This is a genomic window from Streptomyces sp. NPDC002742, assembly GCF_042888885.1.
In the GTDB taxonomy this organism is placed as follows: domain Bacteria; phylum Actinomycetota; class Actinomycetes; order Streptomycetales; family Streptomycetaceae; genus Streptomyces.
In genome coordinates, this window is the sequence record NZ_JBIAQF010000010.1 from 1 (window position 1) to 16286 (window position 16286).

Sequence of the window (16286 nt, forward strand, 5' to 3'; positions counted from 1 at the left end):
GCCGGGGTCCTCGGCGCGACGATCGGCACCGGGGCCTCGCCGTTGCGCCCGTACATCGCCTGCAGCAGGTCGGCCTGCTCGGTCTTGGTCGGCAGACCCGTCGACGGTCCGCCACGCTGGATGTCGATGACCAGCAGGGGCAGTTCGAGCGACACGGCCAGCCCGATCGTCTCCGACTTCAGCGCCACACCGGGACCCGAGGTCGTCGTCACGGCCAGCGACCCGCCGAACGCCGCGCCGAGTGCCGCGCCGATCCCCGCGATCTCGTCCTCGGCCTGGAAGGTGCGGACGCCGAAGTTCTTGTGCCGGCTCAGTTCGTGCAGGATGTCCGAGGCCGGCGTGATGGGGTAGGAGCCCAGGTAGAGGGGCAGATCGGCCTGCCGGGAGGCGGCGATCAGGCCGTAGGACAGGGCGAGGTTCCCGGAGATGTTGCGGTAGGTGCCGGTCGGGAAGGCCTTCGAGGCGGGCGCGACCTCGTAGGAGACGGCGAAGTCCTCGGTCGTCTCGCCGAAGTTCCAACCGGCCCGGAACGCCGCGAGGTTCGCCGCCGCGACCAGGGGCCTGCGGGCGAACTTGGTGGTCAGGAACTTCTCGGTGCCCTCGGTCGGCCGGTGATACATCCAGCTCAACAGGCCCAGCGCGAACATGTTCTTGGAGCGCTCGGCCTCCTTGCGGGAGAGCTCGAACTCCTTGAGAGCCTCGACGGTCATCGTCGTGAGCGGGACGGGATGGACGTTGTAGCCGTCCAGCGAGCCGTCCTCCAGCGGGTTGGCCGCGTAGCCGACCTTCTGCATCGCCCGTTTGGTGAACTCGTCCGTGTTGACGATGATCTCCGCGCCGCGCGGCACATCGGCGATGTTCGCCTTCAGCGCGGCCGGGTTCATGGCCACCAGCACGTTGGGCGCGTCGCCCGGCGTGAGGATGTCGTGGTCGGCGAAGTGCAGTTGGAAAGACGAAACGCCCGGCAGGGTGCCTGCGGGCGCGCGGATCTCGGCAGGGAAGTTCGGCAGGGTCGAGAGGTCGTTGCCGAAGGAGGCAGTTTCCGATGTGAAGCGGTCGCCGGTGAGCTGCATACCGTCACCGGAGTCCCCCGCGAACCGGATGATGACCCGGTCGAGCCGGCGGACGTCCTTCGCCCCCGGCGGTTTGCGCTGTTCTCCTACGACGGCTTCGTCGGCCTGTTCCGTTGGGCTGCTGACCTTGCTCGTCACTGAACTGGACCTCCTTTGAGGCGGCTGTCCGGGAGTGGCCTTCCCACAGACCCTTCCTTTTTCAACCCTACGTCGGTAAGGGTCGCCTTCCTTCGGCCATTCGCATGATGGACGCGGTTTTGAGACGCCCTGACACCCTGACTTGTCGCGATTTCCCCCGTACCCGGTCCCTTCTTCGGATGACGCTCCCCGCTCACCCTCCGGTTCGGCTCCACAACTGACAGACTGTCAGTTCTTCATGAGTTCAGGTATGTGAGAACGGCCAGAACACGCCGGTGATCCCCGTCGCTTTGCGACAGGCCGAGTTTCTGGAAGATGTTGCTGACGTGCTTCTCGACGGCGCCGTCGCTGACCACCAGCTGACGGGCGATGGCGGAGTTCGTCCGGCCCTCGGCCATGAGCCCGAGAACCTCTCGTTCCCTCGGTGTCAGCCCGGCCAGCACGTCCTGCTTGCGGCTGCGGCCGAGCAGCTGCGCCACGACCTCCGGGTCGAGCGCGGTACCCCCCTGGGCCACCCGCACCACCGCGTCCACGAACTCGCGCACCTCGGCGACCCGGTCCTTGAGCAGATAGCCGACCCCGCGACTCGAACCGGCCAGCAGTTCGGTGGCGTAGCGCTCCTCCACGTACTGCGACAGCACGAGCACGCCGAGTCCCGGATGGGCCTTGCGCAGCTGTACGGCCGCCCGCACGCCTTCGTCGGTGTGCGTCGGCGGCATCCGTACGTCCGCGACCACGACGTCCGGCAGCGCGTCCTGCGCCGCGAACTCGGTGATCGTCTTGATCAGCGCCTCGCCGTCCCCGACCCCCGCCACGACGTCGTGCCCGCGGTCGGTCAGCAACCGGGTCAGGCCCTCCCTGAGCAGCACTGAATCCTCGGCGATGACGACCCGCACCCTGTCCTCCACGATTCCTCGGCCCCCCAGAGCCCACCCCGGGCCGCCTCCGGCTGCGCCGGGTTCGTGCCCGCTCGTACGACAGACCCCAGCATTCCAGCATTCGGACCGGGACGCGCCCGAGCGGCGTGAATAGGGGGCCATCGAAGGGGGCCTGGACGCGGTCCTGGAGGAGTCCTGGAATGGTCCTGAAGGGGTCCTGCTCGAATGGTTGATCGTTCTTTCCCGGTTGCCCGGACGTCCTTCGGCGCCCGTCCCGGGCCTCGCGCCCGGCGTGGGCCTCGTGCCCTTCCCGGGCGTCGTGCCCGCCTCAGGCGTCGCGTCCGGCGTGGGCCTCGTGCCCGGCGTGGGGGCATCGCCCGCGCCCGGAGCGGGGCACCGATACCCCACCGGGGTGCCTACAGCGTGCTGCGGGCACCCCACCCTCACCCACCATCACCCGCGGATACCCCGGTGGGGTGCACCGGGGTCATCACCTGCGGGTACCCCGGTGGGGTGCACCGGGGTACCCGCGGAGCCGGGGTGTGTCAGCCCCGCCAGGGCAGCTCCGCCGTGATCCGGGTGGGACCGGCCACCGGCGAGTCCACCACCAGAATCCCGTCCACCGCGTCGAGCCGCTCCGTGAGCCCCGCCAGGCCCGAGCCCTCGGAGACACCGGCCCCGCCGACTCCGTTGTCGCCGACCTGGATCATCAGACGGTTCTCGACCCGCCACACGTCGACGGTCGCCCGCGTCGCACGGGAGTGCTTGCTGATGTTCTGCAGCAGCTCGGAGACGGTGAAGTAGGCGATCCCCTCGATCGCGGGCGCCGGACGTGCCGGCAGATCCACCTCCACCTGCACCGGCACCGTGCACCGTGAGGCCACCGCGGACAGCGCCGCGTCGAGCCCGCGGTCGGTCAGCACCGCCGGATGGATGCCGCGGGCGAGGTCCCGCAGCTCCTGCAGCGCCGTCTTGACCTCGCCGTGCGCCTCGTCCACCATCCGCGCCGCAGCCTCGGGGTCCTCGGACAGCTTCTCCTTGGCGAGCCCCAGGTCCATTGCCAGAGCGACGAGCCGGGCCTGCGCGCCGTCGTGCAGATCGCGCTCGATACGGCGCAGATCGGCGGCGGCCGTGTCGACCACGACTCCCCTGTCCGACTCCAGCTCCACCACCCGCGTGGCCAGCCGCGAGGGGCCGAGCAGCCCGTGCACCATCAGCCGGTCCACGCTCGTCAGCGCCCGCACGATCCACGGGGTCGCCATCGTGAAGAGCAGCCCCACGAGCGCGGTCACCGTGATCTCGAACGGGTTGTCGAGATAGATGGAGTGCGTCCCGTCGCCGTAAAGCTGGAGTCCGTCCTGACCGCCGTACATCGGGAAGATCCAGAACCACAGCGGGTACGTCAGCAGCGCCCACCCGTACGCCCAGAAGTTCAGAGCCACGACGAAGGAGAACACCGACCACGGGAACTGGACCACCGCGTACAGCAGGTGTCGCCACGACGTACCGCTCTTGAGTACGGCGCCCATCCACGCCATGGCCCCGTGCTTCTTCATCCTCAGCGGCTCGGGCTCGGCCACCTCGACACCGAGCAGCCCGCGCGCCCTCGCCCGCTCCAGCGAGCCGAAGCCGCGGCAGCCGGCCAGCGCGGCGGCGAGCACCGGGATGCCGAGGAAGGTGATCAGCAGGCCCGCGCCGAGCGAGACCATCGTGACGGCGAACGTGAACATGATGATCCCGAGCGGGAGGCCCAGCATCACATAACCGAACTCTCGCCAGCTGCGGGCCTCGATCGGCGTCCTCAGCGGGGCCGGAAGACGGTGCCGCCGCCGTCCGGCACCCGCCTCGTCGAATCCGGGACCGCTCCGGTGCCCGTATCCGTGTCCGTACTCCGTGGCCATCGGTTCGTCCGTTCTCTCGTCTCGTCCTGCGTCTCGACCGTCTCGTCCTGCGCCCCGACCGGTTCCGCTCGTCGGCTGCTCCCTCAAGCCTGCCGCCGGTGACGTCGGCCGGACATGGAGCGGATCGGCGTCTTGAACGGGGGGTTTTCCCTACCTGCCTCACTTTGCGAACCCGGGCGGGGCTTCTGCCGGGAGGCCTTGCCCGGGGCCGCCGTCCAGGATCCTTCGTGCCCCTCCAGCCGGGGCGTCCAGGCGGGGGTGTCCGGCCGGGGGTCTCCATCGAGTGAACCGGGGGCGGCCCGGCCCTCTGCCTTTTGTCCTCTGTGGGGCGGCCTCGCCAGCGCCACGGCTCGTTCCCCGGCTGCTGCGCGGGCTCGTTCCCCGGCCGCTGCGTGGGCTCGTTCCCGGTTGCCGCGCGGGTTTTTTCCGACGGTTACGGCGCGGGTTCGTTCTGGCGGTCCCGCCACGGAAGTTCGGCCGTGATGACCGTCGGGCCGCCCACCGGTGACTCGACGACGAACAGTCCGTCCACCGCGCCGAGCCGGTCCGCGAGCCCCGCCATACCCGTACCGCCGTCGAGGCCGGCCCCGCCGCGGCCGTCGTCCGCGACCTGGATGAGCAGTCGCTGGTCCGTCCGCCAGACCTCGACGGACGCGGACCTCGCCCCGCTGTGCTTACTGACGTTCTGGAGCAGTTCGGAGACGGTGAAATAGGCGATGCCCTCGATGGCGGCGGCCGGCCGCGTGTCCAGTTCGGCGGTCACCTTCACGGGCACGGTGCACCGCGAGGCGATGGCGGAGAGGGCGGCGTCCAGACCCCGGTCGGTGAGGACCGCCGGGTGGATGCCGCGGGCCAGGTCACGCAGTTCCTGAAGGGCGAGCTTCACCTCGCCGTGCGCCTCGTCGACCATCGACGCCGCGGCGTCGGGGTCCTCCAGGAGCTTCTCCTTCGCCAGGCCGAGCCCCATCGCGAGATTGACGAGCCGGGCCTGAGCGCCGTCGTGCAGATCGCGCTCGATACGGCGCAGATCGGCGGCGGCCGTGTCGACCACGACCCCCCGGTCCGACTCCAGTTCGGCGATGCGCCGCTCCAACTCGTCGGAGGGGGACAGCAGCCCGCGAACCATCGCCCGGTCCACGTTCGTCAGCCCCCGCGCGATGAACGGCAGCACCGGCCACAGAACGAACAGCGACACGAGCGTCACCGCGAAGGTGAGGACGCCCCAGGGCAGCCGTATCAAGTCGTACAGCACCGCGCGCCAGCCCACCGGGTCCTTCAGGCTCGACCACAGCCAGCCGAAGAAGCCGGTCCGGCGCACCGGCAACGGGCTCGGCTCGTCGATCCGCAGCCCCAACAGCCGCCGCGCCCGCGCCCGCTCCACCTTGCCCAGCTGTCGCGAACCCCGCAGCCCGGCCGCGAGCAGCGGCAGTCCGACGACCGTCACCGCGAGCCCCGCGCCCGTGGCGAGCATCGTCACCACGTACACGAATCCGATGATCGAGGCCGGCAGGTTTGCCAGGAGATGGGCGATCTCCAGCCAGGTCTGCCGGTCGAGGGCGAGTCTCGCGGGGGACAGCCGGTCACCGTCGGACGGATCGTCCGGCGGACTGGTGGGCGCGATGCGTTCGGTCATATCCGCTAGCCTGCCCGGCGGCGCGCCGCCGCGCCATGAGGTGGACCGCCGCGATGCACTGGGGAAAACCCCACCCCCGGGGGTGGGGCAGGGTGCGACGCCGAGGTGCTCCCGGGACGCGTTCACACCGTGAGACGTGAACGAGCCACCGATGGTCGAGGGATGGCCGAGGCGTGACGGGCTGCTTACGCTCTCTTTAGCAGGCCCTAGACTCCCGTCCGTACAGATCGTCGAACATGGCGCATCACAGAGTGCGCGACGGCGCACGACGGGGCGCAACGAGGTCAGGGAGTGAGGGGCTGACGTGCCGGAACCGACCGTTCTCGCGGCGACCGGGGCCGTCGTCGCGGCGGACTACTTCCAGTCCTACTCGGTCGTCGGACTGCTCGCCGTCGTGGGCGTGCTGTTCGTCGCCGTCGCCTTCGGGGCCGGCCGCCTGCTGCGGCCCGTGGTCCCCACCCCCGAGAAACTCCTGACGTACGAGTGCGGTGTCGACCCCGTCGGCGAGGGCTGGGCCCACACCCAGGTCCGCTACTACGTGTACGCGTTCCTCTACGTCATCTTCGCCGTCGACTCGATCTTCCTCTTCCCCTGGGCCACGGTCTTCGCCGCTCCCGGCTACGGCGCCGCGACGCTGGTCGAGATGTTCATCTTCCTCGGCTTCCTGGCCGTGGGCCTGCTGTACGCATATAAGAAGGGCGTCCTGACATGGACGTGACCCCCTCCGCCCCGGAACAGCCGGTGCTGCTGCCCGAGCCCAAGCGGCTCGGCGCGCTCGCCCGACTCGCCCCCGAGCCCATGAAAGTGGTCCTGAACTGGGGCCGCCGCTACTCGCTCTGGGTCTTCAACTTCGGCCTCGCCTGCTGCGCGATCGAGTTCATCGCCGCGTCGATGGCCCGCCACGACTTCATCCGCCTCGGCGTGATCCCGTTCGCGCCGGGCCCCCGCCAGGCCGACCTGATGGTGGTGTCGGGCACGGTCACGGACAAGATGGCACCCGCGGTCAAGCGCCTGTACGAGCAGATGCCCGAACCGAAGTACGTGATCTCCTTCGGCGCCTGCTCCAACTGCGGCGGCCCGTACTGGGACTCGTACTCCGTCACCAAGGGCGTCGACCAGATCATCCCCGTCGACGTCTACGTTCCCGGGTGCCCGCCGCGCCCCGAGGCCCTGCTCCAGGGCATCCTCAAGCTCCAGGAGAAGATCGCCCGGGAATCGCTGGGGGAGCGCTACGGGTCCGGCGCGCCGCGACCGTCGGCCGCCGCACTCCAGAGCGGCCTGATGAAGCCACCGGCACCGCCCACGGAGAACCCGGCCGCTCCTGAGGCGGACCCGACCGCTCCCGGGGTGGCTCCGACCGCTCCTCAGACGGATTCGACCGCTCCCGGGGTGGCTCCGACCGCTCCTCAGACGGATTCGACCGCACCCGGCGAGGAGGACCGATGACCGTCGGCTGGCTCCCCGGCCCCGCCGAGGAACTCTTCGGCTCCGACGCCACGGCCGAGGAGTCGTACGAGGTCCTGACAGTCGACGTACCGCCGACCTCCTGGATCGCGGCCCTGGCCACAGCCCGCGACGCGCTGGGCTGCACCTACTTCGACTGGCTGAGCGCCGTCGACGAACCGGGCACGGGCTTTCGCGTCTCGGCCCACGTGGTGGCCCTGTCCCCGGTACGGCGCCTCCTCGTCCGTACGACCGTCCCGCACGCCACCCCGGTCCTGCCGTCGGCGGTCTCCGTCTACGCGGGCGCCGCCTGGCACGAGCGCGAGACCCACGAGATGTTCGGGGTGACCTTCGAGGGCCACCCCGGCCTCGACCCGCTGCTGCTGCCGGAGGGCTTCGAAGGCCATCCGCTCCGCAAGGACTTCGTCCTGGCCGCCCGCGTCGCCAAGGCATGGCCCGGCGCGAAGGAACCCGGCGAGTCCGAGCACGGCGGCCCGAAGCGCCGCCAGATGCTTCCGCCCGGCGTCCCCGACCCCAACGAGTGGGGCCCCCTCAAGGGCCAACTCCCCCCGGCTCCGTCCCGCCCGGCCCGTGGCGCGGCCCGCCCCGCCGGCGACCGCCCGGTGCGCAGGGCCCGCACGGCGGGGGAGGGCTCGGCCAGCCAGGCGTCCGCCGCCCTCGCCGATGCCGACGCGGGCGCAACCGCCGACGCCACGAGCGCTGGTGCGGCGTCGGCCGGGGCGAGTGCCGCTTCCGGTGCGGAAGCCGCGCGACCCGCACGCCGAGCCCGCAGCGCAAGCCAGGGCTCCGCGACCCAACGGACACAACAGACGCCCCTTTCGGACCCGACGCCCCTTTCGGACCCGACGGCTCCCTCGGAATCAACGGCTGCCACGGACCCGACGGCTCCCGCGGCTTCCGCCGAACCGCCCGCCCCGGCGAGTGCCTCGCGGGCCGCCGAGCCCGACTCGGCCACGACGCCTGGCAGAAGGCCGGCCGCGAGGCGCGACGCCGATGCTCCGTGGCACCAGGCGAAGCCCGCTTTCGACGACTCGGAACCGAAGGCGGAACAGGGACCGAAGCCCGAAGCGACGCCGGAGCCGAAGGCGGAACAGGGACCGAAGCCCGAAGCGACGCCGGAACCGAAGGCGGAACAGGGACCAAAGCCCGAAGCGACAGCGGGGCCGAAGCCCGGGGCTGGGTCCGCCCCGAGATCCGAGGCGAAGCCCGAGCCCGAGCCGGATTCCTGGAGTGAGCCCGAACGCCTCCCGGACGCGATGCCGGAGCCCGAGCCGGAGCCCGAGCCGGAGTCCGAGCCGGAGTCCGAGCCGGAGCCAGGTCCGGAGCCGAAGGCGAAGCCCAGCTCCCAACCGAATTCTCCTCAACCGAATTCTCCTCAACCGACTTCCGCCGACCCGAAGCCCGCCGACCCGAAGCCCGGCGAATCGAACTCCGCCGACCCGGAGTCGACCCCCACCCCCGACGACCCCACCGGAGGTACGCGGTGAACGACGCTCTCGACGTCGCCCTACGCCTCCTCGTCGTCTTCGTCGTGTTCCTGACGTTCCCCCTGATCGTCGGCCAGACAGAGCACAAGGTGATGGCCCACATGCAGGGCCGCCTCGGCCCGATGTACGCGGGCGGCTTCCACGGCTGGGCACAACTCGTCGCGGACGGAGTGAAGTTCGCGCAGAAGGAAGACATCGTCCCCGCGGGCGCGGACCGGCGCATCTTCCAGCTCGCCCCCGCGGTGGCCCTCCTTCCGTACCTCCTGGTCCTCCTCGTCATCCCGATCGGCCCGGGTGAGGGCGCGGTCGGCGAGGTCGTCGACGCGGGCATCTTCTTCGTCCTCGCCGTGATGGGCGTGGGCGTCCTCGGCTCGCTCATGGCGGGCTGGGCGTCGGCCAACAAGTTCTCCCTCCTCGGCGGCCTGCGCACCGCCGCCCAGCTGCTCGCGTACGAGCTCCCGATGCTCCTGACGGCGGCCTCGGTCGCGATGGCGGCCGGCACGGTGTCGCTCCCCGGCATCGTGGACGCCTTCCAGTGGTGGTGGCTGCCCTGGCAGATCGTCGGCGCGATCGTGTTCTTCGTCGCCGGCCTCGCCGAACTCCAACGGCCCCCCTTCGACATGCCCGTCGCCGACTCCGAGATCATCTTCGGCGCCTACACCGAGTACACGGGCCTGCGTTTCGCCCTGTTCCTGCTCGCCGAGTACGCCGGCATCGTCGTCCTGTGCGGTCTGACCACCGTCCTCTTCCTGGGCGGCTGGCACGGTCCCTGGGGCGCCGACGGTCTCGGCTGGGTCTGGACCCTCCTGAAGAGCGCGATCCTCGCCTTCGTCGTCATCTGGCTCCGCGTCACCTACCCCCGCCTGCGCGAGGACCAGCTCCAGAAACTCTCCTGGACCCTCCTCGTCCCCCTGTCCCTCGCCCAGATCGCCCTCACCGGCATCGTCAAGGTGGTGATCACGTAACCATGGCCCCCATTCCTGGCTCCGGCCTCGCCAAGGGCCTGGCCGTCACCCTCCGCACGATGACGAAGAAGACCGTCACCGCGCAGTACCCGGACGCCCAGCCCGAACTCCCGCCCCGCACCCGCGGCGTCATCGCCCTGTTCGAAGAGAACTGCACGGTCTGCATGCTGTGCGCCCGCGAGTGCCCGGACTGGTGCATCTACATCGACTCCCACAAGGAGACGGTCCTGCCCGCGGCCCCAGGCGGCCGCGAGCGCAGCCGCAACGTCCTCGACCGCTTCGCCATCGACTTCTCCCTGTGCATGTACTGCGGTATCTGCATCGAGGTCTGTCCGTTCGACGCGCTGTTCTGGACCCCGGAGTTCGAGTACGCGGAGACCGACATCCACGAACTCACCCACGAACGCGACAAGCTCCGTGAGTGGATGTGGACCGTCCCGGCTCCGCCCGCCCTCGACCCGGGTGCCGAAGAACCCAAGGAAATGGCCGCCGCCCGCAAAACCGCCGACAAACTCGCCACCGAGCAGGCAGCACAGGCCCAGCAGGCAGCACAGGCCGACCCCTCGGCCTCCGCTCCGGCAGAGTCTCCGGCCACACCCCCCTCCGGCCCGCAGGAGGGACAGTCGTGACCTTCGCAGCAGCCACGGCCACGGCGGCCCAAGCGACCACCACGGTTGCCGCCGAGCATCACGGCTTCCTCTCCCCGACCGGCGTCGAGATCGCCTTCCTCCTCGTCGGCGTGCTCACCTTCGGCGCCGCGATCGTCACCGTCACCACCAAGCAACTGGTGCACGCGGCACTCTGGCTGGTGGTCGCCCTCGGCGGCCTCGCCGTCGAATACCTGCTGCTGACGGCCGAGTTCATCGCCTGGGTCCAGGTCCTCATCTACGTCGGTTCCGTCGTCGTCCTCCTTCTGTTCGGTCTGATGCTCACGAGGGCCCCGATCGGCCGCTCCCCGGACGCCGACTCCGGCAACCGCTGGGCCGCCCTGACCGTGGCCGTGGCCTCGGCCGGCGCCCTGGTCTGGGTCGTCGTCGACGCCTTCCGCACTACCTGGGTCGACCTGAACGGCGCCGCCGCCGGTTCCACCGAGGTGACCGGAGCGAGCCTCTTCCAGAACTGGGTCCTCCCCTTCGAAGCGCTCTCCGTCCTCCTCCTCGCCGCCCTGGTCGGCGCGATCGTCCTCTCCCGCAAGGCCAAGGCGGACGCCGCCGGGACGACCACGACGACCACCACGCCTCAGGTCCCGGGAAGCCGCGACGGCAAGCAGGACAAGGAAGGTGTCCGCTGATGCACCTCGCCTATCCCGCCGTGCTCGCAGCCCTCCTGTTCTGCACGGGGCTGTACGGAGTCCTCGCACGCCGCAACGCGATCCTGGTCCTGATGTCGGTCGAGCTGATGCTCAACGCCGTCAACCTGAACCTCGTCGCCTTCGACGTCTGGCTCTCCAGGGCCGCCCGCGACAGGCTGCATTCCGGCCAGGCCCTGACCCTGTTCACCATCGCCATCGCCGCCGCCGAGATCGGCATCGGCCTGGCGATCGTCCTGGCCGTGTACCGCAACGGCGGCACGTCGGACATCGACAAGCTCCGCGACACCGCCGAGGGCCACGGCCCCGACAGCGACGACCCCGACAGCGACGCCCCCGCGGCCGAGAAGGCTGAGGCCACCGCGTGACCACGACCACCCTCGCCGTCCTCGTTCCCCTCCTTCCGTTCATCGCAGCCGTCGCCGGACTACTCCTCGGCCGGGCGGCGCCGGGCTTCGTCCGTCCGCTCGCCGTCCTGCCGACCCTCGCGTCGCTCGTCCTCGCCGTGCTGGTCGCGGTGCACCAGGGCGGCGGCCAGGCCATCGAAACGCACACCGAACTCACCCCGACCGGCTCGGTCCCCATCGAACTGGGCCTGTACATCGACGGCTTCGCCGCCCTCGTCGCCGTACTCGTCGGCGTCGTCGCCACCTGCGTGCAGATCTATTCGACGGGCTACCTGCACGACGACCCGCGCTACCCCTCGTACGCCGCTCTCGTCTCCCTGTTCACCTCCGCGATGCTGCTCGTCGTCTACTCCGGCGACCTGATGGTGCTGCTGGTCGGCTGGGAGGTCATGGGCATCTGCTCGTACTTCCTGGTCGGCCACTACTGGGAGACCCCCGAGGCCCGCGCCGCCTCCCTCAAGGCCTTCCTGGTCACCAAATTCGGCGACGTCCCCTTCCTCATCGGCCTGTTCGCGCTGGCCACCGACGCCGGTTCCTTCCGGATCACCGCGGTCCTCGGCACCGTCGTGAGCGGTGGACTGCACCACGCCACCCTGGTCGCCCTGCTGCTCCTCGCGGGCGTGGCGGGCAAGTCGGCGCTGTTCCCGCTGCACACCTGGCTGCCCGACGCGATGGCGGGCCCCACACCCGTCTCCGCGCTGATCCACGCCGCGACGATGGTCGCCGCCGGTATCTACTTCGTCGCCCGGCTCCTCCCCGTCTTCCAGGCCTCCGCGGCCGCGATGGTCGTGCTCGCCGTCATGGCCGGTGTCACGATGGTCGGTTCGGGACTCGCGGCGCTCGCCCAGGACGACATCAAACGGGTCCTCGCCTACTCGACGATCGGTCAGCTCGGCTACATGGCCGGCGCCCTCGCCGTCGGCGACCGCGGTGCCGCCGTCTTCCACCTCCTCGCGCACGGCGCCTTCAAGGCGCTGCTGTTCCTCGCCGCCGGCGTGATCATCCACGCGTCCGGTACCAACTCGCTGGCCGTCATGTCCCGGATGAAGGACCTGCGCACCCGCGTCCCCGACGCCTTCTGGACGATGACCGTGGCGCTGCTCGCGCTCGCGGCGATCCCTCCATTCAGCGGCTTCTTCTCCAAGGAGGCCGTCCTCGGAGCCGCCGAGCACGTCGCCACCGGGCACACAGAGCAAGCCCCCGGCGCCGCGGGCTGGATCGTCCTGGTCACCGGCCTGGTCACCGCCGTCCTCACCGCCGCGTACGCGACCCGGCTGTGGCTGCTGGCCTTCCGCGGACACGGAGCCGAGGCCCCGGACCACGGCAGGCAGCCGATCACCATGACGGCCGTGCTGTGGGTGCTCGCCCTCCCCTCGCTCGCGTTCGGTCTGGCCTTCGGCCCGCTGCCCGACTGGTTCGACGGCCGCGACCTGACGCCGGTCCTCACCACCTCGGTACTCGGCACAGGACTCGCCCTGGTCGGCGGGATCGTCACCTACGGAGCCTGGCGGCACACCACGGCCCTCGCGGCCCGAGTCCCCCTGGGTGCGGTCGCGGCCCACCCCGGCGCCGATGCCGGACAGGTCGAGGCCGAGGCCATCGCCGGCCACGCACCAGCCTTCGGAGACGTGGCCTACGTCCCCGACCCGGCGGACCCGGGCCGGCTGCTCCTCGGCCCGCTTCACCGTCACGCGGCCGTCGGCTTCCACCTCGACGCCGTGTACACCGTGCTGTTCGTCCGCCCGGTCCAGGCCGGAGCCTCGCTCGTCCGGTTCCTCGACCGAGAGGTCGTCGACACCTATGTACGCGGTGCGGGCGCCCTACCCCGCTGGCTGGGCACGGCCGTACGTCGTGCGCAGACCGGCAATGTGCAGACCTATGTGAGCGCGCTGCTCGCCGGCACCGTCGTCCTGGTGGTCGCCGTCCTCCTCGTCGCCACGGGAGCGTGAGCACGCGTGATCGATATCAGTGAATCCGTGATGCAGATTCTTCTCGCGTTGATCGTCGTCGGCCCGCTCATCGGGGCCGCCGCCACCCTTCTGCCGGCCCCGCCAGGGCTGAAGGGGAAGTCGCCCGAGCAGGCAGTGCTGCGCCACGGCGTGACCGTCACGGGCGTGGTTCTCATGGCCGCGATCGTCCTCGCGCTCGGCTTCGACCACGACCATCCGTCGAAGATGCAGGCCACGACGGACATCAGCTGGATCCCCGCACTCCACGTGCGGATCCACCTCGGTGTCGACGGCATTTCCCTCCCCCTTCTGGTCCTGACCGCGCTGCTGACCTTCCTCTGCGCGCTGTATTCCTACTTCAAGATGCCCGCGGGCCCGACCCCGAAGGCATTCGTCGTACTGCTGCTCGTCCTCGAGTCCGGCACGCTCGCGACCTTCGCCGTCCTCGATCTGCTGCTGTTCTTCCTCGCGTTCGAGACCGTCCTGATCCCGATGTACTTCCTCATCGCCCGCTGGGGCGGTGCCCAGCGCCAGGCCGCGGCCTGGAAGTTCATCCTCTACACCCTGCTCGGTTCGGTCGTCATGCTGCTCGGCCTGCTCCTGATCGGAATCAAGGCGGGCACATTCGACATGGTGGCACTCGCCACTGACAACGGCCGGTCGCTGAGCACATCCGTGCAGGTCATCGCCGTTCTGGCGATCGGAATCGGGCTCGCGGTCAAGACGCCGATGTGGCCGCTGCACAGCTGGCTGCCCGACGCCCACACCGCCGCCCCGACCGTCGGCTCGGTGCTGCTGGCCGGCGTCATGCTGAAGATGGGCACGTACGGGTTCGTCCGGATCCTGCTGCCCATCGCGCCGGACGGCTTCCGGACCTTCGCCCCCTACCTCGCCGCCTTCGCCGTGGTCGGGATCATCTACGGCTCCCTGGCCTGCCTGGCCCTCGCCAAGCAGGGTGCGAAGGGCGACCTCAAGCGGCTCATCGCCTACTCCTCCGTCGGCCACATGGGCTTCGTCCTGCTCGGCATCTCGACGATGACCCCGACCGGTGTCAACGGCGCGCTGTTCGCCAACATCGCCCACGGGCTCATCACCGGTCTCCTCTTCTTCCTCGTCGGAGCGCTGAAGGACCGTACGGGCACCAGCGACCTCGACACTCTCGCCGAAGGGACGGGCGCCGCGCTGTACGGCAAGGCCCCGCGCCTCGGCGGCCTGCTGGCGTTCGCCGCGGTCGCCTCGCTCGGGCTGCCGGGCCTTGCCGGGTTCTGGGGCGAGATGCTGGCGCTGTTCGGCGCGTTCGAGCCCGCAGCCGGCCTCAGCCGTCCCGCTTATCTGACATTCATGGCGATCGCCGCGTTCGGCACACTGCTCACCGCCGCGTACATGCTCATCGTGGTACGCCGCGTCTGCATGGGCGCGACGCCGCAGGATTCACCGAAACTCGCCGACGTCCAGGACTACGAGTTCGCCGCCTGGACGCCGCTCGTCGCCCTCACCGTCGTCGCCGGTCTGTGGCCCCGGGCCCTGCTCGGTCTGACCGACCCGGCCGTACAGCAGCTCCTCGCAGGAGGCACCCGATGAGTTCCCTGGTCCAGTCCGTCGACTGGCTCGCCATCGCGCCGCCCACCCTCGCCGCGGTCGTCGGACTCGTCGTGCTCGTCACCGATCTCTTCATCGGCGACGCGAGGAAGGCCGTACTCGGCTGGATGTCAGTGGCGGGCCTCGCCGCGTCCGCGCTGTTGCTTCTGCCCCTCCGGGACGGCGACCGGGCCACGTTCTGCCTGACGGGCGACGCGAACGGCTGCAGCTATGTGGCGGACCGCTTCACCCTGGTCATCCAGTTCCTGGTTCTCGGCGGCGCGCTCCTCGTCGCCCTGCTGTCGGTCACCGCCCTGAAGGACGCCGACAGGGAACTCCCTGAGGGGGAGTACTGGTTCCTGCTGCTCTCCTCGGCGGCCGGCGCCGCCCTGCTGCCCGCCTCCCGTGACCTCGCGACCCTCATCGTCGCCCTGGAAGTCGCCTCGCTGCCCGCCTTCGCGCTCGTCGGCATCAAGCGCGGCGACAAGAAGTCCTCGGAAGCGGCCCTGAAGTTCTTCCTGTCCTCGGTCACCGCGACAGCGGTGAGCCTGATGGGTGTCAGCTTCGTCTACGCGACGACCGGCACCCTCTACCTCACGCAGATCGCGGACCGGATCCAGCACGTCGACGGACAGTTCCACACCCTCGCCCAGACAGGCGTCGTCCTCACCCTGGTCGGCTTCGCCTTCAAGACGGCCGCCGTGCCCTTCCATTTCTGGGTGCCCGACACCTACGTAGGGGCTCCCCTGCCGATCGCCGCCTATCTGTCGGTCGTCGGCAAGGCGGTCGGCTTCTCCGGGCTGATCCTCGTCACCGTCGTCGCCTTCCCCTCGTACGCGGACGTCTGGGGCCCGGCGCTGGCGGCACTGGCAGCCCTCACCATGACGGTCGGGAACGTCGGCGCCCTGCGACAGCGGTCCACGCGCGCGTACAGCGCCGTACGGCTGCTCGCCTGGTCCTCCGTCGGGCAGGCCGGCTACCTGCTGGTCCCGATCGCGGCCGCCGCCTATTCCAAGGACGCCGAGAAGGCCATCGGCTCCACCGTGGCGTACGCCCTCATGTACGCCGCTGTGAACCTCGGTGCCTTCGCCGTGGCCGCCCTGGTGGCACGCAAAAGCCCCCTGAACCGAATCAGCGACTACCGGGGCCTGTACGCCGAGAGCCCCCTCTCCGCGCTGGTTCTCGGCTTCTTCCTGCTCTGCCTCGCCGGTCTGCCCCCGGGCATCATCGGCCTCTTCGCGAAGGTGACCGTCTTCTCCGCCGCGGTCGACGCGGGGCTCGGCTGGCTGGCCGTCGTCATGGCCGTCAACGTGGTGATCGCGCTCTTCTACTACCTTCAGTGGACGACGCTGCTCTTCCGCGCTCCCGAAGGCGAGCCGGTTGCGCACCGAGCACCGGTTCCGCTCACCGCGGCCATCGCCCTGACGGCCGTCCTGGGTGTCGTCCTGTCCGGGGCGCCCCAGTTGATCCTGCGCTTCTCGGAGACCGCTCTCTTCTGAACCGC

Annotated in this window: 14 protein-coding genes; 10 read left to right on the plus strand and 4 right to left on the minus strand. The window is 70.3% G+C overall.

Annotation, left to right across the window (positions count from 1 at the left end; genetic code table 11):
• From ACFYW8_RS18995 to ACFYW8_RS19010, 4 genes are all read right to left on the minus strand, one after another.
• A partial coding sequence (locus ACFYW8_RS18995) for a 2-oxoacid:acceptor oxidoreductase family protein (protein ID WP_389076251.1) occupies positions 1 to 1211 on the minus strand: 1211 nt, incomplete at its 3' end.
• A gap of 236 nt (positions 1212 to 1447) precedes the next feature.
• Entirely contained in the window at positions 1448 to 2107 is a 660-nt protein-coding gene (locus ACFYW8_RS19000; protein ID WP_351124758.1) for a response regulator transcription factor, read from the minus strand.
• A 527-nt stretch (positions 2108 to 2634) separates the two neighbouring features.
• Entirely contained in the window at positions 2635 to 3990 is a 1356-nt protein-coding gene (locus ACFYW8_RS19005; RefSeq protein WP_389076256.1) for a sensor histidine kinase, read from the minus strand.
• A gap of 433 nt (positions 3991 to 4423) precedes the next feature.
• A complete protein-coding gene (locus ACFYW8_RS19010) occupies positions 4424 to 5623 on the minus strand; it encodes a sensor domain-containing protein (RefSeq protein ID WP_365870919.1) in 1200 nt (399 codons plus the stop codon).
• 304 nt (positions 5624 to 5927) lie between these two features.
• Between ACFYW8_RS19010 and ACFYW8_RS19015 the strand changes: the two genes are divergently transcribed.
• From ACFYW8_RS19015 to ACFYW8_RS19060, 10 genes are read left to right on the plus strand one after another with little or no spacing between them, the layout of a single operon-like run.
• Positions 5928 to 6341, plus strand: a complete 414-nt coding sequence (locus tag ACFYW8_RS19015) for an NADH-quinone oxidoreductase subunit A (RefSeq protein ID WP_261705261.1) — start codon at positions 5928 to 5930, stop codon at positions 6339 to 6341.
• Entirely contained in the window at positions 6332 to 7069 is a 738-nt protein-coding gene (gene nuoB, locus ACFYW8_RS19020) for an NADH-quinone oxidoreductase subunit NuoB (protein WP_389076265.1), read from the plus strand. Before ACFYW8_RS19015 ends, nuoB begins: the two co-directional genes overlap by 10 nt.
• On the plus strand, positions 7066 to 8574 hold the full coding sequence (locus ACFYW8_RS19025; protein ID WP_389076270.1) for an NADH-quinone oxidoreductase subunit C: 1509 nt from the start codon (positions 7066 to 7068) through the stop codon (positions 8572 to 8574). Before nuoB ends, ACFYW8_RS19025 begins: the two co-directional genes overlap by 4 nt.
• Complete coding sequence (locus ACFYW8_RS19030) at positions 8571 to 9539, plus strand: NADH-quinone oxidoreductase subunit H (RefSeq protein WP_389076273.1); 969 nt, start codon at positions 8571 to 8573, stop codon at positions 9537 to 9539. The genes ACFYW8_RS19025 and ACFYW8_RS19030 overlap by 4 nt, the downstream gene beginning before the upstream one ends.
• A 2-nt stretch (positions 9540 to 9541) precedes the next feature.
• On the plus strand, positions 9542 to 10168 hold the full coding sequence (locus tag ACFYW8_RS19035) for a NuoI/complex I 23 kDa subunit family protein (RefSeq protein ID WP_389076277.1): 627 nt from the start codon (positions 9542 to 9544) through the stop codon (positions 10166 to 10168).
• The gene (locus ACFYW8_RS19040; protein ID WP_365870914.1) at positions 10165 to 10830 is read left to right on the plus strand and encodes an NADH-quinone oxidoreductase subunit J; all 666 of its coding nucleotides are present in this window, start codon (positions 10165 to 10167) and stop codon (positions 10828 to 10830) included. The genes ACFYW8_RS19035 and ACFYW8_RS19040 overlap by 4 nt, the downstream gene beginning before the upstream one ends.
• Positions 10830 to 11216, plus strand: coding sequence for an NADH-quinone oxidoreductase subunit NuoK (nuoK, locus tag ACFYW8_RS19045; protein WP_365870913.1), 387 nt, complete (start codon positions 10830 to 10832; stop codon positions 11214 to 11216). The genes ACFYW8_RS19040 and nuoK overlap by 1 nt, the downstream gene beginning before the upstream one ends.
• A complete protein-coding gene (locus tag ACFYW8_RS19050; RefSeq protein ID WP_365870912.1) occupies positions 11213 to 13204 on the plus strand; it encodes an NADH-quinone oxidoreductase subunit L in 1992 nt (663 codons plus the stop codon). Before nuoK ends, ACFYW8_RS19050 begins: the two co-directional genes overlap by 4 nt.
• 6 nt (positions 13205 to 13210) lie before the next feature.
• On the plus strand, positions 13211 to 14785 hold the full coding sequence (locus ACFYW8_RS19055) for a NuoM family protein (protein ID WP_389076286.1): 1575 nt from the start codon (positions 13211 to 13213) through the stop codon (positions 14783 to 14785).
• A complete protein-coding gene (locus ACFYW8_RS19060) occupies positions 14782 to 16281 on the plus strand; it encodes an NADH-quinone oxidoreductase subunit N (RefSeq protein ID WP_389076291.1) in 1500 nt (499 codons plus the stop codon). The genes ACFYW8_RS19055 and ACFYW8_RS19060 overlap by 4 nt, the downstream gene beginning before the upstream one ends.
• Positions 16282 to 16286: the final 5 nt, after the last annotated feature.